Below are 25,586 nucleotides of genomic sequence, written 5' to 3' on the forward strand. Positions count from 1 at the left end.
CCTCGTCCTGCCCTCACCGCGTACCACCCCTCATCCGGGTCCACGGCTCGGGCTCAGCACCCGGGACCTGACCTCCCGTCAGGTCCCCGGTACAGCTGTGCGGCTCAGGCGTCGCGCAGGGCGCGGACGGCCTCCTCGACGCGCTTGCCGTAGTCGGCGTCGGCGGCGTGGAAGTGAGCCAGGTTCTTCTCGATGACGTCCTCGAGGGTGACCTGAGACAGGCCGCCGGCGATGTTCGCCACCAGACGCTGCTTCTCGGCCTCCGACATCAGGCGGTAGAGCTCACCGGCCTGGAAGAAGTCGTCGTCCTTGTTGTGGGCCGGGGCCTCGTGGGTGCCCGTGTAGCCGGAGACGGCCTTCGGGGCGCCGAGCGCCAGACCGGTCTCGGCCGGACCCTGGTACGAGTTGGGCTCGTAGTTCTTGTCGTGGCGCGAGCCGTTGCGCAGCGCCATGACGCCGTCGCGGCCGTAGTTCTCGGCCTTCGTGGCCTTCGGGGCGTTGACCGGCAGCAGGGTGTGGTTCACACCGAGGCGGTAGCGCTGGGCGTCGGCGTACGCGAACAGACGGCCCTGGAGCATCTTGTCCGGCGAGGCGGTGATGCCCGGGACGAAGTTGTTCGGGGAGAAGGCGGACTGCTCGACCTCGGCGAAGACGTTGTCCGGGTTGCGGTCGAGGACCAGGCGGCCCACGCGCTGCAGCGGGTAGTCGCTGTGCGGCCACACCTTGGTGAGGTCGAACGGGTTGAAGCGGTAGTCCGCGGCCTCGGCGGCGGGCATGATCTGGACGTAGAGGGTCCAGCTCGGGTTCACACCGCGCTCGATCGCCTGCAGCAGGTCGGTCTGGTGCGAGTTCGCGTCCGAGCCGACGAGCTCGGCGGCCTGCTCGCCCGAGAGGCAGCGGATGCCCTGGTTCGTCTTGAAGTGGTACTTGACGAAGAAGGCCTCGCCCTGGGCGTTGGTCCACTGGTACGTGTGGGAGCCGTAGCCGTTCATGTGACGGTACGACGCCGGTATACCGCGGTCACCCATGAGCCAGGTGATCTGGTGCGTGGCCTCGGGGGCGTGCGCCCAGAAGTCCCAGACGTTGTCCGGCTCCTGCTTGCCCGTGAAGGGGTCGCGCTTCTGGGAGTGGATGAAGTCGGGGAACTTGATCGGGTCCTTGATGAAGAACACCGGGGTGTTGTTGCCGACGAGGTCGTAGTTGCCCTCTTCGGTGTAGAACTTCAGCGCGAAACCGCGCGGGTCGCGGACCGCGTCCGCGCCGCCGAGGGAGTCGGCGACGGTGGAGAACCGCAGGAAGGTCTCGGTCTTCTTGCCGACCGTGTTCAGGAACGCGGCGCTGGTGTACGCGGTGACGTCGTCCGTCACCTCGAAGTGGCCGTACGCGGCCGAACCGCGGGCGTGCACCACGCGCTCCGGGATGCGCTCGCGGTTGAAGCGGGCAAGCTTCTCGAGGAGCTGCTGGTCCTGGACCAGGAGCGGGCCACCGACGCCGGCGGTGGCAGAGTTCTGATTGTCGGCGACCGGGGCGCCGGACTCGGTCGTCAGCGTGCGCTTCGACATGGTGACCTTCCGTACGGGTAACTGCTGACGGAAGGCGTCTTCCGTCATGCGGAACAGCCTAATTTCGGCGTGAACGCGACGTCAACAGTTTGTTGAACAAAGATGTGGGAGAGAGGTGATCCGGACGGCGCCGGCACTTGGGCGCGACAGGACAGGTGTCAGCACCGGCGCCATCCGGAAACTCAGGTCCCCTCGCGGGGAGGTCCGGGGCCCGTGGGCCCCGGAGGCGGATCAGACCTGGTCGCCGGAGAGGCGCTCGACCGCGCGCAGCAGCGCGGAGTGGTCCAGGCCACCGTCACCCTGGGCGCGCAGCGAGGCGACCAGCTGGGCGACGACCGCGCCGACGGGCAGGGCCGCACCGACGTTGCGGGCGGCGTCGGTGACGATGCCCATGTCCTTGTGGTGCAGGTCGATCCGGAAACCGGGCTTGAAGTCGCGGTTCAGGAAGTTGTCCTTCTTGCGGGTCAGGACCGTGGAGCCGGCCAGACCGCCGTTGAGGACGTCCAGAGCGGCCTGGAGGTTCACGCCGGACTTCTCGAGGAAGACGACGGCCTCGGCGCACGCCTGGATGTTCACCGCGACGATGAGCTGGTTGGCAGCCTTCACCGTCTGGCCGGAGCCGTGCGGGCCGCAGAGCACGATGGTCTTGCCGAGGGCCTCGAGGACCGGCAGGGCCTCGTCGAAGTCGGCCTGCTCGCCACCCACCATGATCGACAGGACGGCCTCGATGGCGCCGGCCTCGCCGCCGGACACCGGGGCGTCGATGACGCGGATGCCCTTCTCGGCGGCGTTCTTCGCGAGGTCGATCGAGGTCTGCGGGGTGATCGACGACATGTCGATGATCAGCGCGCCGGACTTCGCGTTCTCGAGGATGCCGTTCTCACCGTAGGAGATGGCCTCGACCTGCGGGGAGGCGGGCACCATCGTGATGACGACGTCCGCGTCCTTGACGGCCTCGGCGATCGAGCCGGCCGCGGTGCCGCCGGCGGCGGCGAGGCGCTCCAGCTTGTCCTGCTCCAGCGTGAAGCCGGTGACCGGGTAGCCGGCCTTCAGGAGGTTCTCGGCCATGGGGGAGCCCATGATTCCGAGACCGATCCAGGCGATCTTGGGGAGGTTGCTCATGATGAGGGTCCTTCTCTTAATGCTTTGTACGAAAAGTTCGTGACGTGCCTGGCTGATCGCCTGGACTTTGTCCGCCTACTTGGCGGCGCGGGCCTCGGCCGGCAGCCACGCGAAGGACGCGGCGGCGTCGGCGGCCTTGTACTCGAGGCCTACGTAGCCCTCGTATCCGGCCTTCTTCAGCTGGTCGAGCAGTGCCTCGAGGGGCAGCTCGCCGGTGCCGGGGGCACCGCGTCCCGGCTTGTCGGCGATCTGGACGTGCCCGGTCTTGGCGGCGTACTTTTCGATGACCTCGGAGAGGTCCTCATCGTTCATCGCCAGGTGGTACAGGTCGAGCAGGAACTTGGCGTTGCCGAGACCGGTGGCCTCGTTGACCTTGTCCACTACCTCGATGCCGGCCGGGGCGCTCACCAGCGGGTAGAGCGGCGACTCGGGCTTGTTCAGGGTCTCGATCAGGAGGATCGCGCCGACGCGGTCCGCGGCCTGAGCCGCCACGACCAGGTTCTTCAGCGCGAGCTCGTCCTGCACGGCCGGGTCGACGCCGTCGACCCGGTTGCCGTAGAGGGCGTTCAGCGCCTTGCAGCCGACCGAGGCCGCGAAGTCCGCGGCCACGTTGATGTTGGCGTTGAAGCGCTCCGACTCCTCACCGGGAACCGATACCGCACCGCGGTCCGGGCCCGGCAGCTGGCCGGCGTAGAAGTTCAGACCCACCAGCTGGGTGCCGGCGTCCTCAAGAGCCTTCTTGAGGGCGTCGAGCTCCGCCTGGGCGGGGGTGGGGGTCTCGATCCAGGGCCACCACAGCTCGACCGCGGTGAAGCCCGCCGCGGCGGCAGCCGCGGGGCGCTCCAGGAGCGGGAGTTCCGTGAAGAGGATCGAAAGGTTTACATCGAAGCGCTGGTCCGTGTATCCCATGAGGGGTGTGCGCTCCTTCCGTATTGCGGAAGTTAGTTTCTGCTTGATGGAAGACTGCATCGGGCTCGTCGCAGATGTCAAGTGCGGACTCTCGAAAAATGACGACCGCGGGGTAGCTTGACCGCGTGCGATTGAGAGTGGAGTTCACGACCGAGCCCTTCGATCTCGAAGAGGCCCCTGCCCATGCCGTGGCCGCTCGCGAGGTCATCCAGAAGGCCCAGCTGGACGCGGTGGACGTCGGCCCGTTCGGCAATACGGCCGAAGGCGAGTCCGGCCAGGTGCTGGCCGCGGTGGCCGCGCTGCTGCGCGACTCCCTGGAGGCCGGGGCGACCCGGGTCTCCCTCCAGGTCAACGTGGTCGGGGAGGAGACGCCGTGACCGAGCCCCGCGACCACCCCTTCGTCACCGCAGTCAAGCCCCTGGTGGACGCGATGGGCGGCGAGCTCATGGATCCGGCCCTGGCGCAGCCCGACGACGTCGTGCTCAGCTGGGAGGGCCAGGAGCTGCTGGCGGTGCGCCTGCCCCAGCTCTCGGACTCGCTGGACCACATCCTGGCGGCCCTGGAGCGCCGGCACGGCGTACCGTTGGCCCAGCTCGACCGGAAGTCCAAGCAGGACGTCGTGCGGATACTCGAGGCGCGAGGCGCCTTCTCCGTCCGGCATGGTGTGGAGACGGTCGCGGGCGCCCTGGGCGTAAGCCGTTTCACGGTCTACAACTACTTGAACAGGGAAAACCCCAATAAGAACAGCCAAGGGTGAACGCAGCGTCACCCAAAGTCACGAGCCGCCGCCCAATTCACCCGGGCGGCGGCTTTTGTGTACGGGAAGTTTCAACAAAGTGTTGACGCCGTGTTGTCGAGGGCGTTAGCTATGCGCAGCCCGTCAAAGCAACAACAGGCCACGGAGGCCTACCGTGACTTCGAGTCCGACCCCGGGTCTCACCCGGTTCAACGCCTTGGACGACAGCGCGGCCACGGCCGAGCTGCACGAGGTGTGCGCCAGTTCGGCATGGGGGAGCAAACTGCTCGCCCAGCGCCCCTTCGCCACAGCCGATTCCCTGTTCGCCGCGAACGAGGCCGCCATGGCGGAGCTCACCGCGGAGGACCTGGGCGAGGCCATGGGAGGCCATGCGCCGATCGGCCGGCCGAAGCCGGGAGACCCGACCTCCGCCCGCGAGCAGCGCGGCATGGCCGGTGCCTCGGAGGAGCTCAAGAGCGAACTCCTCGAACTGAACCTGGCCTACCAGGACAAGTTCGGCCACGTCTTCCTCATCTGTGCCACCGGTGCGACCGGTGAGTTCATGCGGGACGCGGTCAAGGTCCGGATCGACAACTCGCCGGAGCAGGAGCGGGAAATCGCCCGCGGCGAGCTCGTCAAGATCAACAAGATCCGCCTGACCCGACTCGTAGAAGGAGAGTGACCATGAGCACCGAAACCACCGCGTCGGTGTCCACGCACATCCTGGACACCAGCATCGGCAAGCCCGCCGAAGGCGTCGCCATCTCCCTTTCGGCCCGTACGGGCCTGGACGGCGAGTGGGCGGCCCTGGGCGGCTCCGCCACCGATGCGGACGGGCGCTGCAAGGACCTGCCGGCCCTGCCGGAGGGAACCACCCACGTACGTCTCGACTTCGAGACCGAGACGTACTTCTTCAATAAGCACAGTTCCAAGAAGCAAGCCGAGGCGCAGCAGGACGCCCCCCGCGTAAGGGACAGCGGTGCGTTTTTTCCGGAAGTGACGATCACCTTTGCGGTCACTCCCGGCGAGCATTACCACGTACCGCTGCTGCTCAACCCGTTCGGCTACTCCGTTTACCGAGGGAGCTAGCATGGCCACGATTCTGGGCCAGAACCAGTACGGCAAAGCAGAGAACCGCGTCGTCAAGATCACGCGGGACGGCGACACCCACCACATCAAGGACCTGAACGTCTCGGTCGCCCTCTCCGGCGACATGGACGACGTCCACTACTCCGGCTCGAACGCCAACGTCCTGCCGACGGACACCACCAAGAACACGGTGTACGCCTTCGCCAAGGAATACGGCATCGAGTCCGCCGAGCAGTTCGGCATCCACCTGGCGCGCTGGTTCGTGAACAGCCAGGAGCCGATCCAGAAGGCGCGCATCCGGATCGAGGAGTACTCCTGGTCCCGGATCGCCACCTCGGACGCCAACTCCAAGTTCATCGGCTCCGACGAGGTGAACCACTCCTTCGTCCGTGAGGGCATGGAGACCCGCGTCACCCAGATCACGTACGACGGCAAGAACTGGGAGGTCATCTCCGGCCTCAAGGACCTCGTCGTCATGAACTCCACGAACTCCGAGTTCTGGGGTTACGTGAAGGACAAGTACACGACGCTGAAGGAGGCCTACGACCGCATCCTGGCCACCCAGGTGTCGGCCCGCTGGCGCTTCAACTGGTCGGACGACGAGCAGCGGATGCCCAACTGGGAGAAGTCCTACGCCGAGACCCGCAAGCACATGCTGCAGGCCTTCGCGGAGACCTACTCCCTCTCGCTGCAGCAGACCCTGTACCAGATGGGTTCGCGCATCATCAACCACCGTTCGGAGATCGACGAGGTCCGCTTCTCGCTCCCGAACAAGCACCACTTCCTCGTGGACCTTGAGCCCTTCGGCCTCAAGAACGACAACGAGGTGTACTTCGCCGCGGACCGCCCGTACGGTCTGATCGAGGCCACTGTTCTCCGGGACGGCGTAGACGCCCGTATCCCCGTGGACATGACCAACCTCTGACGCGGCACGCGCGTCCCGGGGCTCCGCAGTGGCCCCGGGACGGCGCGACACCCTTCAGCTTCCTGAATCGGCACCCGGACGCATCACACGGGGCGGCAGTACTGTCAGCTGTCAAGGCCCCCGGCTCCGGCACTCAAATCTCCTGGGCCTTGCCGTGCCCGCACCGCCACTGAAAGCACGAGGAAGTCCCATGGCAGCATCGGCAGCCCTTGACAGCGCGGTCGAGCGCATCGTCATCGAGAACTGTGCGATCGCGACCGTAGACGCCAACGACACCGAGTACGCCTCGGGCCACGTGGTCGTCGCCGGCAACAAGATCGAGTCGATCGGTGCGGGCAAAGCCCCCGAGAACCTCGAGAACGTGGTCCGCCGGATCGACGGCACGGGTCACCTCGTCACCCCCGGCCTGGTCAACACGCACCACCACTTCTACCAGTGGATCACGCGTGGTCTGGCCACCGACCACAACCTCTTCAACTGGCTCGTCGCGCTGTACCCGACGTGGGCGCGCATCGACGAGCAGATGACGTACACGGCCGCCCAGGGCTCCCTGGCCGCGATGGCCCGCGGTGGTGTCACCACCGCGATGGACCACCACTACGTGTACCCCAAGGGCTCCGGCGACCTCTCCGGCTCGATCATCCGCGCCGCCTCCGAGATGGGCGTCCGCTTCACCCTCGCCCGCGGCTCGATGGACCGCAGCGAGAAGGACGGCGGCCTGCCGCCGGACCACGCCGTCGAGACCCTTGAGGGTGCGCTCGCCGACACCGAGGCGACCGTGAAGAAGTACCACGACGCCTCCTTCGACGCGATGACCCAGGTCGCCGTCGCCCCGTGCTCCCCCTTCTCGGTCTCCACCGAGCTGCTGAAGCAGGGCGCCGAGCTGGCCCGTCGCCTGGGTGTGCGCATGCACACGCACGGCTCCGAGACCGTCGAGGAAGAGCAGTTCTGCAAGGAACTGTTCGGCATGGGCCCGACCGACTACTTCGAGTCGACCGGCTGGCTCGGCGAGGACGTGTGGATGGCGCACAGCGTCCACATGAACGACTCCGACATCGCCGCGTTCGCCCGCACCAAGACCGGTGTCGCGCACTGCCCGTCCTCCAACGCCCGCCTGGCCGCCGGCATCGCCCGCGTACCGGACATGCTGGCCGCCGGCGTACCGGTCGGCCTCGGCGTGGACGGCACCGCCTCCAACGAGTCCGGTGAGCTGCACACCGAGCTGCGCAACGCGCTGCTGATCAACCGCCTGAACCCGGTCCACCGCGAGCGCGCCCTCAACGCGCGCCAGGCCCTGCGCCTCGGCACCTACGGCGGCGCCCAGGTCCTCGGCCGCGCCGACAACATCGGTTCGCTGGAGGTCGGCAAGTGCGCCGACTTCGTGCTGTGGAACCTGAGCACCTTCCTGCACTCCTCGATCGCCGACCCGGTCACCGCGCTGGTCTTCGGTGCCGCGGCCCCCGTGACGGCCTCGTTCGTCAACGGCAAGCAGATCGTCGAGAACAACCGACTCCTCTTCGCCGACGAGGACGCCATCGCCGTGTCCACGCGGGAAGAGGCTCAGCGCCTCGCGCGGATCACCGCGCAGGGCTGAGTCCACACCGTCCGGCCGGGGGGGACGGCCCCCGGCCGGTCGCCGCGGACCCGAGCGGGGTCCGCGGCAGCTGTTCCCGGGAAGCGCCCGAGGCAATCCGAGGGCGCCCCCGGGGGCGGTGAACCTGCCACCGGCTTCTCCACACAGGACGACCGGCGCGGAACGGTTTTGGGCGAATCGTTTCTGCACCCCTTGGGACACGTAGTCGCACCACCCACAACTGAACAAAGGCTCGACTCGCACAGCTTTCGTACCACCTCCAAGACACCCACGTCCCTGCCGACGTGTTTAACCGACCGGAGGAAGCCGTGGCCGCCATGCCCAGGTTTCGCAAAGATGCAGTCGCAGTACCGGAGGGGAAGCACCCGGTCGACGAGACCTTGCCTCCGCTCAAGATGTTCACCAGCGGTCTCCAGCACGTGGCCGCCATGTACGCGGGTGTCGTCGCCCCGCCCATGATCGTCGGCCCTGCCGTCGGTCTCTCCGCCACCGAGACCGCCTTCCTGATGGGCGCCTCGCTCTTCACCGCCGGCCTCGCCACCCTCCTCCAGACCCTCGGGTTCTGGAAGATCGGCGCCAAACTCCCCTTCGTCAACGGCGTCTCCTTCGCCGGCGTGACCCCGATGATCGCCATCGGCAAGGGGGAGGGGGACAATGCCATCCCCATCATCTTCGGCGCGATCATCGTCGCCGGGGTCCTCGGCTTCTTCGCCGCCCCCTACTTCGGCAAACTCGTCCGGTTCTTCCCACCGGTCGTGACGGGCACGGTCATCACCCTGATCGGTGTGTCCCTGCTGCCGGTGGCCTTCAACTGGTCCCAGGGCGGGAACAGCACCGCCGCCGACTACGGCTCGATGAAGAACATCGGCATGGCCGCCGCCACCCTGGTCATCGTCCTGCTGATGCGCAAGTTCCTGCGCGGCTTCCTCCAGCAGATAGCCATCCTGCTCGGCCTGGTCGCGGGCACGCTCATCGCCCTGCCGCTCGGCATGACCAGCTTCGACGCCGTCAAGAACGCCTCCGTCGTCGGCTTCCCGACCCCGTTCCACTTCGGCGCCCCGCAGTTCCAGGTCGCCGCGATCATCTCCATGTGCATCGTCATGCTCGTCTGCATGACCGAGTCCACCGCCGACATCCTCGCGCTCGGCAAGATCGTCGGACGTCCGGCGGACGCCAAGACCATCGAGGGCGGCCTGCGCGCCGACACCCTCGGCAGCGCGATCAGCCCGCTGTTCAACGGCTTCATGTGCAGCGCCTTCGCCCAGAACATCGGCCTGGTCGCCATGACCAAGGTGCGCAGCCGCTTCGTGGTCGCCGCGGGCGGCGGCATCCTGATCCTGCTGGGCCTGTGCCCGATCGCGGCCTCCGTCATCGGCGTGGTCCCGCTGCCGGTCCTCGGCGGCGCCGGGATCGTGCTCTTCGGGTCGGTCGCCGCCAGCGGCATCCAGACCCTGGCCGGCGCGGCCATGGAGAAGGGCGAGAACGCCCTGATCGTCGCCGCCGCGGTCGGCATCGGCCTGATCCCGATCGCCGCGCCCGACTTCTACCACGCCTTCCCCAAGGACCTGCTGGTCGTCCTCGACTCCGGCATCAGCACCGGCTGCGTGGTGGCCATCCTGCTGAACCTGGCCTTCAACCACCTCGGCGCGGGCAAGGGCGCGGCCTCGGCCGCCCCGGAACCGGTGCCGGTGCACTGACATCCGGCCCGGCCGGACCCCACGGCGGCGCGCACGCCACCCACTGCGGGTGTGGCGTACGCGCCGCCGTGCGGTGCGTCCACCGCGGTACGGGCCGGGCGGGCCGGCCTACGGCTGCCAGAGCATCAGGTTGCTCATCAGCTCGGCCTGTTCGACCGCGTCGTCCAGGGCGTGGTGCGTGTGGGGACGGCGGGAGAGGAGCTCGCGCGGCATCCGGCCCTTGACGGCGGCGCGCAGCGGGACCCGCGCCTTCGTCGCGTAGAGCGTCTTCATGTCCAGGCAGCCGGAGTGGCCGAAGGGGCTGTCGGCGCCGAACCGCATCAAGTACCAGTACAGGAAGGTCCAGTCGAAGGAGGCCGGGTAGCCGCACATCACCGGCTGCGCCCCCGCGGAGACCTCCCGCACCCAGGTCCTGAACTCGGCCATGGCCGCGCCCGGTTCGGTTCCCTCCTTCAGCAGCCGGTCGCGGTCCAGCCCGCTCACGGCCAGCGCCTGCGGCACGAACTCCTCGCTGATGGGGCGCAACTCCCGGTAGAAGGTGAGCTGTTCGGGATCGGCGGCGGTGTACACCGCGCCGTCCTGCCGCCCCGCGACCGCCGCCCCGAAGCTGATCATCGAGTACGGCCCCGGGATGGGCCCGTCGGCCTCGACGTCGACGGAGATGTAGAGACTGGGACGTGCGGTACGGGTTGCCATGCGCCCGAGCATGCCAGCCGGTGCGGCGCCGCTCACCCGGATTTCCGGTGGCTGCGCCGGCTACGTCGCGTAGCCGTGCGGACCGGGCGCGTGGTGCGGAATCGACGGCCGACGGGCGCGGGGGGACGATGGGAAGTACGAGTGGCACGGGCCCCATCGAAGGAACAGCCATGTTCGCAGACAGCAAGGCATTCAGCGGGTTCTCGGTCGACGACCTGGACAAGGCGAAGGAGTTCTACGGTTCGACCCTCGGGCTGCGCGTCTCGGAGGAGGGCACCATGGGCCACCTGGCCCTGCACCTCGCGGGTGACGCCACGGTCCTGGTCTACCCGAAGGACAACCATGAGCCGGCGGGCTTCACCGTCCTGAACTTCCCCGTGGACGACGTGGACCGGGCCGTGGACGAACTCACCGCGCGCGGCGTCACCATGGAGCGCTACGAGGGGTTCGAGGCGGACGACAAGGGCATCGTGCGCGGTGCGGGCGGCGGGCCCACCATCGCCTGGTTCAAGGACCCGGCGGGCAACGTGCTGTCCGTGCTCGACGAATCCGGCTGACCGGCCTCTCGCGGGCACCCCGGCGGGGTCCCGCGCGCCGACGGCACGGCGGGCCCGGGAAGAGGGGCCGTGCCGTGCCGCGACGTACCGTGCGGGAGACGGTCTAGGAGACCGGGCTGAGGAACATGCCCGTCTGGTCGGCGCCCGCGGTGTTCTTGCAGGAGAAGCCCGAGGTGGCCGGCTGCGCGGCGACCAGGGCCAGGCACCGGCCCGCGGCCAGCTGGCCGAAGTGGTTCGGGTGCATGGACTCCTGGATCAGCCCCTGCGTCTCGCTGCTGTCGATCCAGCGGGCCCACTCGCTGGTCTTCGCCGACGCCGGCTTCGTGGAGCTGACCAGGCTGCTGGCCTTCGCGCACACCTCACGGCCCTGCATCATGTCCCGCAGGTCCAGGAACTGCACGCCCTTGGCGGCGGCGACCCCCTTGAGCCGGTTCGCGAGCTGCGGCACGAGCGAGTCGCGGGCCCAGTCCGAGTCCCGGTTCCAGAACGGACAGCCGCCGGTGTTGAGCCGGCTCCAGTCGCTCTGCGTGTAGCGGTTCTCCGCGCCGCGCGGGATCGGCGAGGGGTAGGACTGGAGCACGATCCGGTATGAGGAGTCGGCGTACCCGGCCCCGCGCATCACGGCCCGGATCTCGTCCACGGACTTGCCGACCTTGGCCATGACCCCGTCGATCTTCTGGTCGACGCCGGACTGCTGGTCGTCGTAGCAGTACGAGTTCCAGATGATGAAGTCGTACGCGCAGTCCTTGATGATGTCGGCGAAGCCCAGGTCGTTGCCGCCGACCGACAGCGCGATCAGCTTGACGTCGTGGGAGGCGGCCACGGCGGCCAGCTGGTCGGCCTGCGGGGCCTCGCCCTTGTAGGCCACGCCGCCGTTCGAGGCCCGGAACACGTTCTCCGCGGTGGCCCCGGAACAGGCCAGGTTGACCGCCACGTCGGCGATCGGGCCCGCGCTGCGCACCTCGGCCGAGTCGGACCGGTGGCAGCCGCCGGCCGTGGCGCCGTATACCTTCGCCGGGTCGTACGTGCTGCCGCTGACCCAGGCCCGGTCGGTGCCGAGCCGGTTGCCGGTGTTGGTCAGGCTGTTGCCCTTCCATCGGCCGGCCTCGCCGGAGATGTAGCTGTCGCCCAGCGAGACGACGGCGGTGGGGCCGGTGCCGGGGCCCGCGGCAGCGGTTCCGGCCCCGGCCGTGAGCAGGGCGGTGAACGCGAGCGGGAGGGCCAGGCCGACGGCGGTCAGTCGTCGCACTCGACTGGCGGGCTTCTTCCTGAGGGCGGTGCGGGATCCGATCACTGCGGAACTCCTGCGTTCGGCCACGCGGAAGCCAGGTACAACTCCATTGCGTGGCTGGGAAAGTGGGGGCACCGCCGGCCGGTGGCAATCGGAAAGGTGACACGCCGCCTCTTGTTACCGCTAGGTAGCCGCAGATTACGATGGGGTAACGACCGACCGGTCGTTCGGCTCCTCGGTTGGCTGGAAACGCCTCCGCCCCCGCTGCCACAAGGGCAACGGGGGCGGAGGCGCTGATTTCGGCTGCTGTGCGTTCAGCCGAACCTCAAGTGTCAGCCGGTCAGCTGGTCGTACGCGGGCAGGGTGAGGAAGTCCGCGTAGTCCGCGTCCAGCGCGACCTGGAGGAGGAGGTCGTGGGCCTGCTGCCACTTGCCGGAGGCGAAGGCCTCCTCGCCGACCTCGGTGCGCAGCGCGGCCAGTTCCTGGGCGGCGATCTCGCGGGTCAGCTCGGCGGTGGCCTGGCGGCCGTTCTCGAAGACCACGCCGGCGTTGATCCACTGCCAGATCTGCGAGCGCGAGATCTCGGCCGTGGCGGCGTCCTCCATCAGGCCGAAGATGCCGACGGCGCCGAGGCCGCGCAGCCAGGCCTCGATGTAACGGATGCCGACCTGGACCGCGTTGACCAGGCCCTCGTAGGTGGGCTTCGCGTCGAGGGAGTCGATGGCGATGAGCTCGCCCGGGGCCACCGAGACGTCCTCGCGCAGACGGTCCTTCTGGTTCGGCTTCTCGCCGAGCACCGCGTCGAAGGAGGCCATCGCGATCGGGACCAGGTCGGGGTGGGCGACCCAGGAGCCGTCGAAGCCGTCGCCGGCCTCGCGGTCCTTGTCCGCCTTGACCTTCTCGAAGGCGACCTTGTTGACCTCGGCGTCCTTGCGGGACGGGATGAAGGCCGCCATGCCGCCGATGGCGTGCGCGCCGCGCTTGTGGCAGGTGCGGACCAGCAGTTCGGTGTACGCCCGCATGAACGGGGCGGTCATCGTGACCGCGTTGCGGTCCGGCAGCACGAACTTCTCGCCGCCGTCACGGAAGTTCTTCACGATGGAGAAGAGGTAGTCCCAGCGGCCGGCGTTCAGGCCCGCCGCGTGGTCCTTGAGCTCGAAAAGGATCTCGTCCATCTCGTACGCGGCCGTGATCGTCTCGATCAGGACGGTCGCGCGGACGGTGCCCTGCGGGATGCCGACGTAGTCCTGGGCGAAGACGAAGATGTCGTTCCACAGGCGCGCCTCGAGGTGCGACTCCGTCTTCGGCAGGTAGAAGTACGGGCCCTTGCCGAGGTCGATCAGGCGCTGCGCGTTGTGGAAGAAGTACAGGCCGAAGTCGACCAGCGAGCCGGAGGCCGGGCCGCCCTCGAACCGGAGGTGGCGCTCCTGGAGGTGCCAGCCGCGCGGCCGCATGACGACGGTCGCCAGCTCCTCGGCGGGCCGCAGGGCGTAGGCCTTGCCCGTCCGGGAGTCGGTGAAGTCGATGCGGCGCTCGTAGGCGTCGATCAGGTTGAGCTGGCCGAGGACGACGTTCTCCCAGGTGGGGGCCGAGGCGTCCTCGAAGTCGGCGAGCCAGACCTTGGCGCCCGAGTTCAGGGCGTTGATGGTCATCTTGCGGTCCGTCGGGCCGGTGATCTCCACGCGGCGGTCGTTCAGCGCCGCCGGGGCCGGGGCCACCTTCCAGTCGCCCTCGCGGACCTGTGCGGTGTCCGGGAGGAAGTCGAGGGTGGAGGTCCGGGCGATCTCGGCGCGTCGCTCGCCGCGGCGGGCGAGCAGCTCGGCGCGGCGGGGGGCGAACCGCCGGTGGAGCTCGGCCACGAAGGCGAGGGCCGGTCCGGTGAGGACCTCGTCCTGCCGGGGCAGGGGCTCGGCGTCGACGATGGCCAGCGGAGACGGCGCTGGTGCGGACATAACTGTCACTCCTTCAGCGGCGGTGCCTGGCGGCCGCGGGGGAATGCTCGCGCGAGACGGCACGCAGTGCCGTCGGGTGTGGAGAGTTCCGGAATACGGTCGCGGGCGCCGTTCTTGGTTCAGGGCGCTTCTGACCAGTGGATAGTAATTTCCTCATGGTGGAAGTTCAATGGTTTGTTGATGTCGAGATTCTCTGAGTCGACAGATTCCACTTCCTCGTGGCCCTCAGTGCCACCGTCGTCACCCCCTGCTCAAGGCCGGCCGGAGGTCCACTCAAGCCAGTCGTGCCAGGTCGGGCGGGGTGTCGATGTCGAAGGCCTCCGCTATGTCCCCGCACTCCACCAGGACCAGTTCGTCCTCGTGCCGCGCCAGGTGCACCCGCGCGCCCTTGTCGCCGGTCGCCGTCGCGGCGATGTCCGCCCAGCGGTCCGCGCCGAACAGCACGGGATGCCCGCGCTCCCCGTCGTAGGCCGCCGCCACCAGGGACGCCGGCGAGCGGTACGCCTCCCGCACCCGGGCCACGGCGGCCGCGCCGATGCCCGGCTGGTCCACCAGCGAGACCAGAGCCGCGCCCGCGCCTGTACCGGCCAGGGAGGCGAGGCCCACCCGCAGGGACGAGCCCATGCCCTGCGCCCAGTCCGGGTTGTCGCTCACCACGCACCCGCTCAGGTCGGCCCGCTCGCGGACCTCCGCCGCCGAGGCCCCGAGCACCACGTGCACGGGCCCGCAGCCCGCCTCGCGCAGCACGCGCACGGCGTTCTCGACGAGCGGGCGCCCGCGGTAGGGCAGCAGGGCCTTGGGGCGGCCGCCGAGGCGACGGCCGCCACCGGCGGCCAGCAGGAGGCCCGCGATCACTGGCGGACCGGTGTGGGTGGACATGTCACCGATTCTCGCTCCTTCCCGGACCGCCGTGCACGCCCCGACAGGGTCCGGCGCACGGAGGCCAGCGCGGCCCCGATCCGCAGCGGCTCGCAGATCCGGTTCTCGGAGGCGCTCAGCAGTGCGCGCTCGTCACGGTCGGTCAACATCGCGGGGACTCCTTGCCAATCGGGGGCCAATACGGCGAGTCTGGACCTCGATTGGCCTGGACGTCAGAGCCAATCAGGGGAGGTTGGCATGGCGAACGGGCGAGTGGTCCAGACGGCGGACAGAACCATCGGCAGCCGTCAGCTCGCGGCCCTGCTGCCCGCCGACGTGCGGGCCCGCCCCGGCTACCGGGCCCTCGCCGACTCCGTCCGCACCCTGATCCTCGACGGCCGGATCGCCCTGCACGTACGGCTGCCCGCCGAGCGCGAACTCGCCGAGGCCGTCGGAGCCAGCCGGGCCACCGTGACCGCCGCTTACGACCTGCTGCGCGAGAGCGGCTACGTCCGCAGCAGGCGCGGCGCCGGCACCTGGACCGAACTCCCCGACGGCCACGGCCCCGTCGGCGCCCACTCCCTCGTCGGGGCGGGCGGCTACAGCGCCGACGGCGATCCCGGCATCGACCTCGCCATCGCCGCCATGGGCGCCCCGGACGGCACCCTGGCCGAAGCCCTCGCCTGGGCCGCCCCCCGGCTCCCCGCGGCCGCCCGTACCCCCGGCTACCACCCCTTCGGCCTGCCCGACCTGCGCACGGCCGTGGCCGACCGCTTCACCCGGCGCGGCCTGCCCACCCGCCCCGAGCAGATCCTGGTCACGGCCGGGGCCCAGCAGGCCTTCGCGCTCGTGGTCAGCCTGCTCTGCGGGCCGGGGGACCGGGTGGTCACCGAGAGCCCCACCTACGCCAACGCCCTCGACGCGCTGCGCCACGCACGGCTGCGAACCGGCTCCATCGCCGTGTCCGACGCGGGCTGGGACATGGAGATAGCCGAGTCCACGCTGCGCCAGACCGTGCCGAGGCTGGCCTACACGATCCCCGACTTCCACAACCCCACGGGCGCGCTCATGCCGCAGGAGCAGCGGCTGCGGCTGCTGGCCGCGACACGGCGCACCGGGACCTGGCTGGTGGTCGACGAGACCATCTCCGACATCGCCCTCGACGTCCCCGCGCCCCCGCCGCTGGCCTCGCTCGCCCCGCGCGGCGGCGCCGACCACGTCGTCACCATCGGCTCCCTCAGCAAGACCCACTGGGGCGGACTGCGGGTCGGCTGGATCCGGGCCACCGAGAAGATGATCAACGAGCTGACGGCGGTCCGGGTCGCGGCCGACATGTGCGGCTCGGTCCTCGACCAGCTCGTCGCGCTCCCGCTGCTCGCGGGCCTCGACCGGCACCTGCCGGTGCGCCTCGCCCAGCTGCGGATCCAGCGCGAGGCCCTGGTGCAGTCGCTCCAGCGGCACACCCCGGAATGGTCCTGGCAGCTCCCGCCGGGCGGCCTCTCGCTCTGGGTCGACCTCGGCGAACCGGTCAGCTCCGCCCTGTCCGAGCGGGCCGCGGCGGCCGGGGTCCACATCGGCCGCGGCGCCCGCTTCGGAGTGGACCCGGGCACCTTCGAGCACCGGCTGCGCATCCCGTACACGCTGTCCGCCCAGCAGCTGGACGAGGGCGTACGCCGCCTCGCGAGCGCCTTCCACGACGGAGTGCCCCTGCCTTCGGCGGTGGACCGGCCGCACTGGGTCGCGTAGCCGGCCGCGGGCGGCGCCCCCGGGCGCCCCGTCGCGGACTCAGGGCGTACGGATCAGGCGGCGGCTGCCGGCCGCCGCGACCGCCGAGGTGCGCGAGTCGACGCCGAGCTTGGCGTAGATGTGGACCAGGTGGGACTTGACCGTGGCCTGGCTGAGGAAGAGCCTCTTGGAGATCTGCTGGTTCGACAGACCGTCGGCGACCAGCTGGAGCACCTCCAGCTCCCGCTTCGTCAGCGCCTCCGCAGGGGTCCGCATCCGGTCCATCAGCCGCAGCGCCACCGCCGGGGCCAGCGCCGACTGACCCGCCGCCGCGGTGCGCACCGCGGCGGCCAGCTCCTCCGGCGGGGCGTCCTTCAACAGGTACCCCGAGGCACCCGCCTCGACCGCCGCCAGGATGTCCGCGTCCGTGTCGTACGTGGTCAGGACCAGCACCCGGGGAGCGCCCGGGCGGGCCGTGATCAGCGCCGTCGCCTCGGAGCCGTGCATGCCCGGGCCGAACTGGAGATCCATCAGGACCACGTCCACCGGCTCGGCGGCCGCCAGCTCCACGGCCCGTTCGGCGGTCGCGGCCTCCGCGGCCACCGTGAAGTCCGGTTCGGTGTCCAGCACCGCGCGCAGCCCGGCCCGGACGACCGGGTGGTCGTCGGCCAGCAGCAGCCGGATCGTCATCGGGGAGCCTCCACGGGGTCCGGGCCCGGTCCGGGGAGCGGCGCGGCATCCGCGTCCGCCGGGAGCGGCAGGGTGACGGCCACGGCGGTGCCCTGGCCGGGGTCGGACTCGACGGTGAACAGCCCGCCCAGCGTCTCGGCGCGCGAACGCATCGCGGGCAGCCCGAAGCCGCCCCCGCCCGAGGGGGCGCTGGAGGGGTCGAAGCCCCGCCCGTCGTCCACCACGTCCAGCGTGACCGAGGAGTCCATGAACGTCAGGGTGATCTCGGCGCGCCCGGCCCGCGCGTGCCGCACGACATTGGCCAGCGCCGACTGGGCGATCCGCAGCAGGGCCACCTCGTACGGGGTGGGCAGCACCCGCGGGGTGCCGCTCAGCGAGAACCGGACCCGCGGCCCGGGCACCCCCGTGCACAGCCGCTCCAGCGCGGCGGCCAGCGAGCCGTGCTCCAGGTCCGGCGGAGCGAGGGCCCGGACGAAACGGCGCGCCTCGGCCAGGTTGTCCTGGGCGGCCTGCCGGGCCCGGCCGATGTGCTCGGCCGCGGGGGCCCCGGCGGGCAGCGTCCGCTCGGCGGCCCGCAGCAGCAGCTGGATGGACGACAGGCCCTGGGCCAGGGTGTCGTGGATCTCCCGGGCGAGGCGTTCGCGCTCGGCCAGGATGCCCGCGCCCCGCTCGGCCGCCGCCAGTTCCGCCCGGGTGGCGATGAGCTCCTCGATCAGCTGGCGGCGGCGTTCGCTCTCCCGGTACAGCGCCTGGTAGCCCAGCACGGTCGCCACCGCCACGGCCCCGCCGAGCAGCGGGCCCAGGAAGGCCCCCGGGGTCGGCGGACCGCTGTGCAGGAGGAACCCGCCGATCGCCGCGCAGGCGGTCACCGCGACGGCCGCGACCCCCCAGCGCAGCCGCAGCAGGTGCAGCTCCAGGAAGTACAGCGGGAAGGCGATCCACAGCCCGTCGGGGGACAGGACGAGCAGCCCCGCCCAGGCCGCCCCGAGAGCGGCCAGCCAGACCGCCCCGGCGCGCGGCGAACCGTGCACGGCGGGGGTCCGTACGCCGATGACGTACACGGCGGCCATCACCGCGCACACCGCGACCACCCCTTCGCAGCGGGGGGCGGAAGCGGTGACGGCCCGCCCGGCGGCGAGGGCGAGCAGGCCGAAGAGCAGTGCGTGCAGACACAGGCGCAGCACCTTCGACACGGGGGTGAGGGCGCGCGCGGAGCGGGGATCGGGGGAAGCCATGGCCCGACCAGCGTAAGTGGGGGCCGGCCGGCCCCGGTCAACCAAAAGTTTGATGTCCGGATGCTCCCTTCGATACGAGGATCGCTACCGTGGCGCGATGCCTTGTGCCCGCACGGAGGACCAGGGTGGGGAACATGTTCGTCGCATGGAGAGATCTACGGTTCGCGAAGGGCCGGTTCGCCCTCATGGGCTCCGTCGTCCTGCTGATCACGCTGCTGGTCGGCCTGCTGTCCGGGCTCACGTCCGGGCTGGCCAGGGAGAACATCTCGGCCGTCACGGGGCTGCCCGCCTCGCACCTGGCCTTCGCCGCGCCCGGCGGCGACCAGAAGGTCTCCTTCACCAACTCCCAGGTGCCCGAGAGCGCCTGGCAGGCCTGGCGGGCGCAGCGCGGGGTGCGCAGCGCCGAGCCGGTGGGCATCCGCACCACCAACGCCGTCTCGGGCGAGCGCACCGCCGCCGTGTCCGTCTTCGGCGTGGAGCCCGGGGACGGCCCCGGCAAGCCCGGGCCGCGCGGCAGCGGCCTGGGCCAGGGCCGGGTGGTGCTCACCGAGAAGGCGGCCGAGGAGCTCGGCGGCCTCTCCGCGGGAGCCAAGGTCAAGATCGGCTCGCTGGAACTGTCCGTGGCCGCGGTCTCCGGCACCGCCTCCTACAGCCACACCCCGGTCGTCTGGATGGACCTCCTCGACTGGCAGCGCATCGGCAACCCCGGCACCTCCCTGGAGACCCTGGCCACCGTCATCGCCCTGTCCGGCGACGGCATGGACCTGGCCGCCGGGGACGGGGCCGCCGGCACGAAGGCGCAGACCGTGGACGAGGCCCTGGGCGCCATAGGCTCCTACCAGGCCGAGAACGGCTCGCTCCAGCTGATGCGCGGCTTTCTCTTCGCCATCTCGGCCCTGGTCATAGGGGCCTTCTTCACGGTGTGGACCATCCAGCGCAGCGGGGACATCGCCGTCCTGAAGGCACTGGGTGCCTCCACCCCGTACCTCCTGCGGGACGCCCTCGGCCAGGCCGTGGTCATGCTCGCCGTCGGCACCGGACTCGGCACGGCCCTCGCCGTCGCCTCCGGCGCGCTGATCAGCGGCGGGGACGTGCCCTTCGTGCTCGACGCCGCCACCGTGCTGGTCCCCGCCGGGGTCATGATCCTGCTCGGCGCGCTGGGCGCCGCCCTCTCCGTCCGGCGGATCACCGCCGTCGACCCGCTGACCGCCCTCGGGAGCGCCCGATGACCCTGATCGTCCATGACGTCACGCTCACCTACCCGGACGGCGACGGGCGCCTCACCGCCCTCGACGAGGTCTGCCTGGAGGTCCCCGCGGGCACCCTCACGGCGGTGATCGGGCCCTCCGGATCGGGCAAGTCCAGCCTGCTCGCCGTCGCCGCCACCCTGGTCACCCCCGACTCCGGCCGGGTCGTGGTCGCGGGCCAGGACACGGCCCGGCTCGGTGCGGCGCAGAAGTCGGCCCTGCGCCGGGAGAAGATCGGCATCGTCTTCCAGCAGCCCAACCTGCTGGCCTCGCTCACCGCCGCCGAACAGCTCCAGGTCATGGCGCACCTCTCCGGCCGCCCCTCCCGGCAGCTGCGCCGCCGGGCCCTGGAGCTGCTGGACGCGGTGGGTCTGGCCGACAAGGCGGACCGGCGGCCCCACCAGCTCTCCGGCGGCCAGCGCCAGCGGATCAACATCGCCCGCGCCCTGATGAACGAGCCCGCCGTGCTGCTGGTCGACGAGCCGACGAGCGCGCTGGACCACGAGCGCGGCGCCGCCGTGCTGGACCTGCTGGTCACCCTGACCCGGGAACGCTCCACCGCCACGGTGCTGGTCACCCACGACCACACCCACCTGGAACGGATGGACCGCACCGCGACGATGGCCGACGGCCGCCTGACCCACGCGGCGGACCCGGCCCGGGTCCCCGGCCCGGCCCGGGTCCCGGCGCCGTAGCAGCGCGGGCCTCAGCGTCCGATCGGGGTGCGGCTGAGGAGTTCGAGCCGCTGCCGTGCCAGTTCCAGGTGGCGGGGGTCGAGCGAGGGCAGGGCGCGCAGCAGGCTGATGAGTTCCGGACCGGCTTCCACGGCCGCCGCCTGGTCCTTGAGCTGGGTCCAGCAGTAGAGGGCGCCCGCGGCGGCGCCCTTCACCTCGGGGGCGTCCGGGGGCTGGTGGGCCAGCCGTGCGCGCCCGGCGCTGGTCCACAGCTGGGTCGCGAGCCGGAAGTTGCCCGCCATCCGCGCCAGGTCGGCCCGGATCTCCGCCCACTGGGTGGCCTCCGCCGAGGTGTACCCGTACGCCTGCAGGACGTGCTGCTCCCAGGCCTGGGCGAGGGTGGCCGCCTCCAGGTGCCGTCCGGCGGTGGCCAGGGCGTGGATGTGCGGCCGCGGGTCCTGCCCGGGCGCCTGACCGGGGGAGGCGCCGGGTGCGTGGCCGGGCGCGTGGCCGGGGCGCGGCGGCGGTACGGGCCCCTGCGCGGCCTGTGGGACCGCGGCGGGCGGTACGGGCCCGGACGCGCCCGCAGGCTCCCGTACGGGCTCCCGTACGGCTTCCCGGCCCCCTGCCGCCTCCAGCTCGCGGGTGGTGGGCAGGACCAGTGCGCCGGGCGGGAGGGCGGCGGAGCCCACCGCGAAGGCGTGCAGCTGGAGGTTGGCGGGCCGCCCGGGGCTGCTGCGGAGCTGGTTGATCCACTCCCGGGTGTAGCCGCTGACCCCCTCGCCGGCGCCCGCGAAGCCTGGCGGCGCGACCACCCCGTAGACCTCGGCGGAGGGCGAGGCGGGCAGGCTGCCGTACTCCTGGAGCAGCGGCCAGGCGGCCTTGTCCGCGGCGAGGTCGAGGAGCACCGTGGTCAGCCCGGCGGGACGGCCGCGCAGCTCGGCGCCCAGCCACTCCCAGGGCAGCCCCGTGTAGCGGACGCTGGCCGGAGTGGTCCCGGCGAGGCACAGGTGCAGGCGGCGGCTGCGGCGGTCGACGCTGAGCCGGCCCGAGAGGTAGACCAGCAGCGGGCCGGGCGTGGCCGCGGCGGTGCGCAGCCGCATCAGCACGGTGTTGGGGTCGCGGGCCCCGTCGAGGTACGTGGTGTCGCTGGGGACCTCGCTGCCCAGCAGCATCGCGACGGGCACCACGCCCAGCGCGGCCAGGTTGGCGCTCGGCGCGACCTGCACGGTGCGCCGTCGCACGGCGGCGTCCCCGGCTATGAGGAGGACGTGCCCCCGCTGCTGCTCCACCGCGATGTTCTGCATGAGCAGACCGTACTCACTTCGCGAAGGCCCCGTCGCCCGTCGTTGCCGAGGGGCGGCGGGGCCTTCGGGTGCTGCTGCGCCTGCCAGGCGGGTGGTGTCGGTCAGGCCGGGTTCTGGTTGGACAGGGCCACCGACAGCTCGGCCGCGACGCCCTGCAGGATCGGCACGAAGGACTCCGCCACCTGCTCGGTGACCCGGCCCGCCGGGCCGGAGATGGAGATGGCCGCGGCGGTCGGCGAGTTCGGCACCGAGACCGCCAGGCAGCGGACTCCTATTTCCTGCTCGTTGTCGTCGACGGCGTAGCCGGTCTTGCGGACCTGCTCCAGGGCATCCAGGAAGCCCTCGGGCGTGGTGATGGTCTTCTCGGTCGCCGCGGGCATCCCCGTGCGGGCCAGCAGGGCCCGTACCTCGTCGGCAGGGGTGTAGGCGAGGAGGGCCTTGCCCACGCCGGTGGAGTGCGGGAGCACCCGGCGGCCGACCTCGGTGAACATGCGCATGGAATGCTTGGACGGCACCTGTGCGACGTAGACGATCTCGTCCCCGTCGAGCAGGGCCATGTTCGCCGTCTCGCCGGTCTCCTCGACCAGGCGGGCGAGGTAGGGCCGGGCCCAGGTGCCCAGGAGGCGCGACGCGGACTCGCCGAGGCGGATCAGGCGCGGTCCGAGGGAGTACCGTCGGTTGGGCTGCTGGCGGACGTAGCCGCATGCCACGAGGGTGCGCATGAGGCGGTGGATGGTCGGCAGCGGCAGACCGCTGGCGGCGGAGAGCTCACTGAGGCCGACCTCGCCCCCGGCATCGGCCATGCGTTCGAGCAGATCGAAGGCGCGCTCGAGGGACTGAACGCCACCGCTGGCGGCGGTGGGCTTGGCGGAAGCGTCGGTGGTGCTGGCGCTGGACGTCGGCACGGCGCGGTCCTTTCGGTGCTGGCAGGCAAGGAAGCAGCCTACCGGTCGGTCGGCGCCGGCCCTAGAGCCGGGGCGATTGCCGTCCCCGCCGGTCAGAGGCGGTTTGTCCGGGTGGCGGACGTCCTCGGGAAGTTACCCGCCCCACCCCAGGTGGTGGTAGCTACATTCTGTATAGCGAAATCTTAATTCCATCCTGTGGAAACATCCAATTGCGGTGCGGGTGTGTCAGCGGTCCGTCCGGGCGCTCTTGACTGCTCCCGCATCGGCGTGAAGACTCCGTCAACAGAACGTTGAATTTCGCTCTGTGGAAGTAGATGGGGAGGTTCCGGTGTCCGACGTGGCTGTGGAACTGGTACTGCGCTCGACGCGCGTCATCACCCCCGAGGGGACGCGCGCCGCCTCGGTGGCCGTCGCCGGCGGGAAGATCACGGCCGTGCTGGCGTACGAGGCCGAGGTACCGGCCGGAGCCCGGCTGGAGGACTTCGGCGACGACGTCCTGCTCCCCGGCCTGGTCGACACCCACGTCCACGTGAACGACCCGGGCCGCACCGAGTGGGAAGGGTTCTGGACGGCCACCCGCGCCGCCGCGGCCGGAGGCATCACCACGATCCTCGACATGCCGCTGAACTCCCTGCCGCCCACCACCACGACCGCCAACCTGCGCGTCAAGCAGGAGGTAGCCCGCGCCAAGGCGCACGTGGACGTCGGCTTCTGGGGCGGCGCCCTCCCGGACAACGTCAAGGACCTGCGCTCCCTGCACGACGCGGGCGTCTACGGCTTCAAGTGCTTCCTGTCGCCCTCGGGCGTGGACGAGTTCCCCGAGCTCGACCAGGAGCAGCTGGCCACCTCCCTCGCGGAGATCACCGGCTTCGGAGGCCTGCTGATCGTGCACGCCGAGGACCCGCACCACCTGGAGTCGGCCCCGCAGAACCCGGGCCCCAAGTACGCGGACTTCCTGGCCTCCCGCCCCAAGGACGCGGAGAACACCGCGATCCAGAACCTGATCGACCAGGCGAAGCGGCTGAACGCGCGCGTCCACGTCCTGCACCTGTCCTCCTCCGACGCGCTGCCGCTGATCGCTGCCGCCAAGGCCGAGGGCGTGCAGATCACCGTCGAGTCCTGCCCCCACTTCCTCACCCTCACCGCCGAGGAAGTCCCGGACGGCGCCACCGAGTTCAAGTGCTGCCCGCCCATCCGCGAGGCCGCCAACCAGGACCTGCTCTGGGACGCGCTCGCCGACGGCACGATCGACTGCATCGTCTCCGACCACTCGCCCTCCACGGCGGACCTGAAGACCGGCGACTTCGCCACCGCGTGGGGCGGCATCTCCTCCCTCCAGCTGGGACTCCCGGCGATCTGGACCGAGGCGCGGCGCCGCGGACGCTCCCTGGAGGACGTCGTCCGCTGGATGTCGAGCGCCCCGGCAGCACTCGCGGGCCTCGCGCAGAAGGGCGCGATCGAGCCCGGCCGCGACGCCGACTTCGCGGTCCTCGCACCCGAAGAGACCTTCACCGTGGACCCCGCGGAACTGCACCACCGCAACCGGATCACGGCGTACGCGGGCAAGACCCTGCACGGCGTCGTGAAGTCCACCTGGCTGCGCGGTACGCAGATCGCCGACCACGGCACCCCGACCGAGCCCACGGGCCTCCTCCTCGAAAGGCAGAACTGACAGTGGCGATTCCTTCTTTCACCGGTAACGCGAACCCGTACGGAGGCGGCGACCCGTACGCGGACTACCGCACCGCGGACTTCCCGTTCACCCAGTACGCGAACCTCGCCGCCCGTGAGCTGGGCGCCGGTGTCACCTTCGCCAACGACGAGTTCTTCGCCCAGCGCGAGAACCTGCTCATCGCCGAGGCCGCGCACTTCGACCCCGAGCACTTCGGCCACAAGGGCAAGATCATGGACGGCTGGGAGACCCGCCGCCGCCGTGGCGTCTCCGCCACCCAGCCCTGGCCGACCCCCGAGGACCACGACTACGCCCTGGTGCGCCTCGGCGCGCCCGGCGTGATCCGCGGCATCGTCGTCGACACCGCCCACTTCCGCGGCAACATGCCGCAGGCCGTCTCCATCGAGGGCACCAACTGGGAAGGCGCGCTCGCGCCCACCCCGGAGGAGCTCCTCGGCGAGGACGTCAAGTGGACCACCCTCGTCCCGCGCACCGCGGTCGGCGGCCACGCGGCCAACGGCTTCGAGGTCACCGCCGAGCAGCGCTTCACCCACCTGCGCGTCAACCAGCACCCCGACGGCGGCATCGCCCGCCTGCGCGTGTACGGCGAGGTCGTACCGGACCCGCAGTGGCTCGCCACCCTGGGCACCTTCGACGTCGTGGCGCTGGAGAACGGCGGCTCGGTGGAGGACGCCTCCAACCGCTTCTACTCGCCGCCGACCAACACCATCAACCCGGGCCGCTCCCGCAAGATGGACGACGGCTGGGAGACCGCCCGCCGCCGCGACAACGGCAACGACTGGATCCGCTACCAGCTCGTCGCCGAGTCCGAGATCCGCGCCGTCGAGATCGACACCGCCTACCTCAAGGGCAACTCGGCCGGCTGGGCCTCGCTGTCCGTCAAGACGGGCGAGGAGGGCGAGTGGACGGAGTTCCTGCCGCGCACCCGCCTGCAGCCCGACACCAACCACCGCTTCGTGCTCGACGCCCCGGCGGTCGGCACCCACGTCCGGATCGACATCTTCCCGGACGGCGGCTTCTCCCGCCTGCGCCTGTACGGCTCCCTGACGGAGACCGGTACGGCCGCGCACACCGCCCGCCACCAGGAGCTGGGCGGCTGACGCCCAGGAACTGACCCGCACCCGGGGGCCGACACCCCCGGGGCGCGCACGGCCCGCAGGGGCGCACCCACAGGGTGCGCCC

Annotated in this window: 25 protein-coding genes; 13 read left to right on the forward strand and 12 right to left on the reverse strand. The window is 70.9% G+C overall.

Going from position 1 to position 25,586, the window contains the following annotated elements; all coding sequences use genetic code 11:
* Nucleotides 1–104: 104 nt before the first annotated feature.
* The 3 genes from IO30_RS0133110 to IO30_RS0133120 all read right to left on the reverse strand — a co-directional run bounded on the left by IO30_RS0133110 (nucleotide 105) and on the right by IO30_RS0133120 (nucleotide 3,593).
* A complete protein-coding gene (locus tag IO30_RS0133110) occupies nucleotides 105–1,562 on the reverse strand; it encodes a catalase (RefSeq protein WP_031149240.1) in 1,458 nt (485 codons plus the stop codon).
* Between the two features lie 231 nt (nucleotides 1,563–1,793).
* On the reverse strand, nucleotides 1,794–2,684 hold the full coding sequence (locus tag IO30_RS0133115; protein WP_031149242.1) for a 2-hydroxy-3-oxopropionate reductase: 891 nt from the start codon (nucleotides 2,682–2,684) through the stop codon (nucleotides 1,794–1,796).
* A gap of 75 nt (nucleotides 2,685–2,759) precedes the next feature.
* The gene (locus IO30_RS0133120) at nucleotides 2,760–3,593 is read right to left on the reverse strand and encodes a TIM barrel protein (RefSeq protein ID WP_031149244.1); all 834 of its coding nucleotides are present in this window, start codon (nucleotides 3,591–3,593) and stop codon (nucleotides 2,760–2,762) included.
* A gap of 125 nt (nucleotides 3,594–3,718) precedes the next feature.
* Between IO30_RS0133120 and IO30_RS0133125 the strand changes: the two genes are divergently transcribed.
* From IO30_RS0133125 to IO30_RS0133155, 7 genes are all read left to right on the forward strand, one after another.
* A complete protein-coding gene (locus IO30_RS0133125; protein WP_037895848.1) occupies nucleotides 3,719–3,970 on the forward strand; it encodes a YkoF family thiamine-binding protein in 252 nt (83 codons plus the stop codon).
* Nucleotides 3,967–4,350, forward strand: a complete 384-nt coding sequence (locus tag IO30_RS0133130; RefSeq protein ID WP_031149248.1) for a helix-turn-helix domain-containing protein — start codon at nucleotides 3,967–3,969, stop codon at nucleotides 4,348–4,350. The genes IO30_RS0133125 and IO30_RS0133130 overlap by 4 nt, the downstream gene beginning before the upstream one ends.
* 154 nt (nucleotides 4,351–4,504) lie before the next feature.
* Nucleotides 4,505–5,011, forward strand: a complete 507-nt coding sequence (gene uraD, locus IO30_RS0133135) for a 2-oxo-4-hydroxy-4-carboxy-5-ureidoimidazoline decarboxylase (protein ID WP_031149250.1) — start codon at nucleotides 4,505–4,507, stop codon at nucleotides 5,009–5,011.
* Nucleotides 5,012–5,013: 2 nt separating this feature from the next.
* A complete protein-coding gene (gene uraH, locus IO30_RS0133140; protein ID WP_031149251.1) occupies nucleotides 5,014–5,418 on the forward strand; it encodes a hydroxyisourate hydrolase in 405 nt (134 codons plus the stop codon).
* Between the two features lies 1 nt (nucleotide 5,419).
* Nucleotides 5,420–6,343, forward strand: a complete 924-nt coding sequence (gene pucL, locus IO30_RS0133145; RefSeq protein WP_031149253.1) for a factor-independent urate hydroxylase — start codon at nucleotides 5,420–5,422, stop codon at nucleotides 6,341–6,343.
* A gap of 190 nt (nucleotides 6,344–6,533) precedes the next feature.
* On the forward strand, nucleotides 6,534–7,937 hold the full coding sequence (locus IO30_RS0133150) for an 8-oxoguanine deaminase (RefSeq protein WP_031149255.1): 1,404 nt from the start codon (nucleotides 6,534–6,536) through the stop codon (nucleotides 7,935–7,937).
* A 317-nt stretch (nucleotides 7,938–8,254) separates the two neighbouring features.
* The gene (locus tag IO30_RS0133155; RefSeq protein WP_107065074.1) at nucleotides 8,255–9,634 is read left to right on the forward strand and encodes a nucleobase:cation symporter-2 family protein; all 1,380 of its coding nucleotides are present in this window, start codon (nucleotides 8,255–8,257) and stop codon (nucleotides 9,632–9,634) included.
* Between the two features lie 108 nt (nucleotides 9,635–9,742).
* Here IO30_RS0133155 and IO30_RS0133160 read toward each other — a convergent pair whose 3' ends face one another.
* On the reverse strand, nucleotides 9,743–10,330 hold the full coding sequence (locus tag IO30_RS0133160; RefSeq protein WP_031149259.1) for a 3'-5' exonuclease: 588 nt from the start codon (nucleotides 10,328–10,330) through the stop codon (nucleotides 9,743–9,745).
* Nucleotides 10,331–10,500: 170 nt separating this feature from the next.
* On the opposite strand from IO30_RS0133160, the gene IO30_RS0133165 reads away from it, so the two are divergent.
* Nucleotides 10,501–10,887, forward strand: a complete 387-nt coding sequence (locus tag IO30_RS0133165) for a VOC family protein (protein WP_031149261.1) — start codon at nucleotides 10,501–10,503, stop codon at nucleotides 10,885–10,887.
* A gap of 103 nt (nucleotides 10,888–10,990) precedes the next feature.
* On the opposite strand, the gene IO30_RS0133170 is transcribed toward IO30_RS0133165, so the two are convergent.
* The 4 genes from IO30_RS0133170 to IO30_RS45705 all read right to left on the reverse strand — a co-directional run bounded on the left by IO30_RS0133170 (nucleotide 10,991) and on the right by IO30_RS45705 (nucleotide 15,098).
* Entirely contained in the window at nucleotides 10,991–12,136 is a 1,146-nt protein-coding gene (locus tag IO30_RS0133170) for a GDSL-type esterase/lipase family protein (RefSeq protein ID WP_237403391.1), read from the reverse strand.
* A gap of 314 nt (nucleotides 12,137–12,450) precedes the next feature.
* The gene (aceB, locus tag IO30_RS0133175) at nucleotides 12,451–14,070 is read right to left on the reverse strand and encodes a malate synthase A (RefSeq protein ID WP_031149264.1); all 1,620 of its coding nucleotides are present in this window, start codon (nucleotides 14,068–14,070) and stop codon (nucleotides 12,451–12,453) included.
* Between the two features lie 273 nt (nucleotides 14,071–14,343).
* Nucleotides 14,344–14,949: a nucleotidyltransferase family protein gene (locus IO30_RS0133180; RefSeq protein WP_031149266.1), complete on the reverse strand. Its 606-nt coding sequence runs from the start codon at nucleotides 14,947–14,949 to the stop codon at nucleotides 14,344–14,346.
* A complete protein-coding gene (locus IO30_RS45705) occupies nucleotides 14,922–15,098 on the reverse strand; it encodes a hypothetical protein (protein ID WP_157853433.1) in 177 nt (58 codons plus the stop codon). Before IO30_RS45705 ends, IO30_RS0133180 begins: the two co-directional genes overlap by 28 nt.
* An 88-nt stretch (nucleotides 15,099–15,186) precedes the next feature.
* Between IO30_RS45705 and yczR the strand changes: the two genes are divergently transcribed.
* Nucleotides 15,187–16,674: a MocR-like transcription factor YczR gene (gene yczR / locus IO30_RS0133185; protein ID WP_031149268.1), complete on the forward strand. Its 1,488-nt coding sequence runs from the start codon at nucleotides 15,187–15,189 to the stop codon at nucleotides 16,672–16,674.
* 39 nt (nucleotides 16,675–16,713) lie between these two features.
* On the opposite strand, the gene IO30_RS0133190 is transcribed toward yczR, so the two are convergent.
* On the reverse strand, nucleotides 16,714–17,343 hold the full coding sequence (locus tag IO30_RS0133190) for a response regulator (RefSeq protein ID WP_031149270.1): 630 nt from the start codon (nucleotides 17,341–17,343) through the stop codon (nucleotides 16,714–16,716).
* On the reverse strand, nucleotides 17,340–18,578 hold the full coding sequence (locus tag IO30_RS0133195; RefSeq protein WP_051859165.1) for a sensor histidine kinase: 1,239 nt from the start codon (nucleotides 18,576–18,578) through the stop codon (nucleotides 17,340–17,342). Before IO30_RS0133195 ends, IO30_RS0133190 begins: the two co-directional genes overlap by 4 nt.
* A 134-nt stretch (nucleotides 18,579–18,712) precedes the next feature.
* Here IO30_RS0133195 and IO30_RS0133200 point away from each other — a divergent pair, with 134 nt between their 5' ends.
* Complete coding sequence (locus tag IO30_RS0133200) at nucleotides 18,713–19,807, forward strand: ABC transporter permease (RefSeq protein ID WP_031149274.1); 1,095 nt, start codon at nucleotides 18,713–18,715, stop codon at nucleotides 19,805–19,807.
* The gene (locus IO30_RS0133205) at nucleotides 19,804–20,520 is read left to right on the forward strand and encodes an ABC transporter ATP-binding protein (RefSeq protein ID WP_031149276.1); all 717 of its coding nucleotides are present in this window, start codon (nucleotides 19,804–19,806) and stop codon (nucleotides 20,518–20,520) included. Before IO30_RS0133200 ends, IO30_RS0133205 begins: the two co-directional genes overlap by 4 nt.
* Nucleotides 20,521–20,531: 11 nt before the next feature.
* Here the strand turns inward: IO30_RS0133205 and IO30_RS0133210 are convergent, their stop codons facing one another.
* Both IO30_RS0133210 and IO30_RS0133215 read right to left on the reverse strand, forming a co-directional pair.
* Nucleotides 20,532–21,806: a hypothetical protein gene (locus IO30_RS0133210; protein ID WP_031149278.1), complete on the reverse strand. Its 1,275-nt coding sequence runs from the start codon at nucleotides 21,804–21,806 to the stop codon at nucleotides 20,532–20,534.
* A 101-nt stretch (nucleotides 21,807–21,907) separates the two neighbouring features.
* A complete protein-coding gene (locus tag IO30_RS0133215) occupies nucleotides 21,908–22,711 on the reverse strand; it encodes an IclR family transcriptional regulator (protein WP_031149280.1) in 804 nt (267 codons plus the stop codon).
* 337 nt (nucleotides 22,712–23,048) lie between these two features.
* On the opposite strand from IO30_RS0133215, the gene allB reads away from it, so the two are divergent.
* Nucleotides 23,049–24,383: an allantoinase AllB gene (gene allB, locus IO30_RS0133220; RefSeq protein WP_373316519.1), complete on the forward strand. Its 1,335-nt coding sequence runs from the start codon at nucleotides 23,049–23,051 to the stop codon at nucleotides 24,381–24,383.
* A 2-nt stretch (nucleotides 24,384–24,385) separates the two neighbouring features.
* The gene (gene alc, locus IO30_RS0133225) at nucleotides 24,386–25,504 is read left to right on the forward strand and encodes an allantoicase (RefSeq protein WP_031149284.1); all 1,119 of its coding nucleotides are present in this window, start codon (nucleotides 24,386–24,388) and stop codon (nucleotides 25,502–25,504) included.
* The last annotated feature ends 82 nt before the right edge of the window (nucleotides 25,505–25,586 follow it).

Origin of the sequence: Streptomyces xanthophaeus, assembly GCF_000725805.1 — a bacterium.
Taxonomy (GTDB): domain Bacteria; phylum Actinomycetota; class Actinomycetes; order Streptomycetales; family Streptomycetaceae; genus Streptomyces; species Streptomyces xanthophaeus.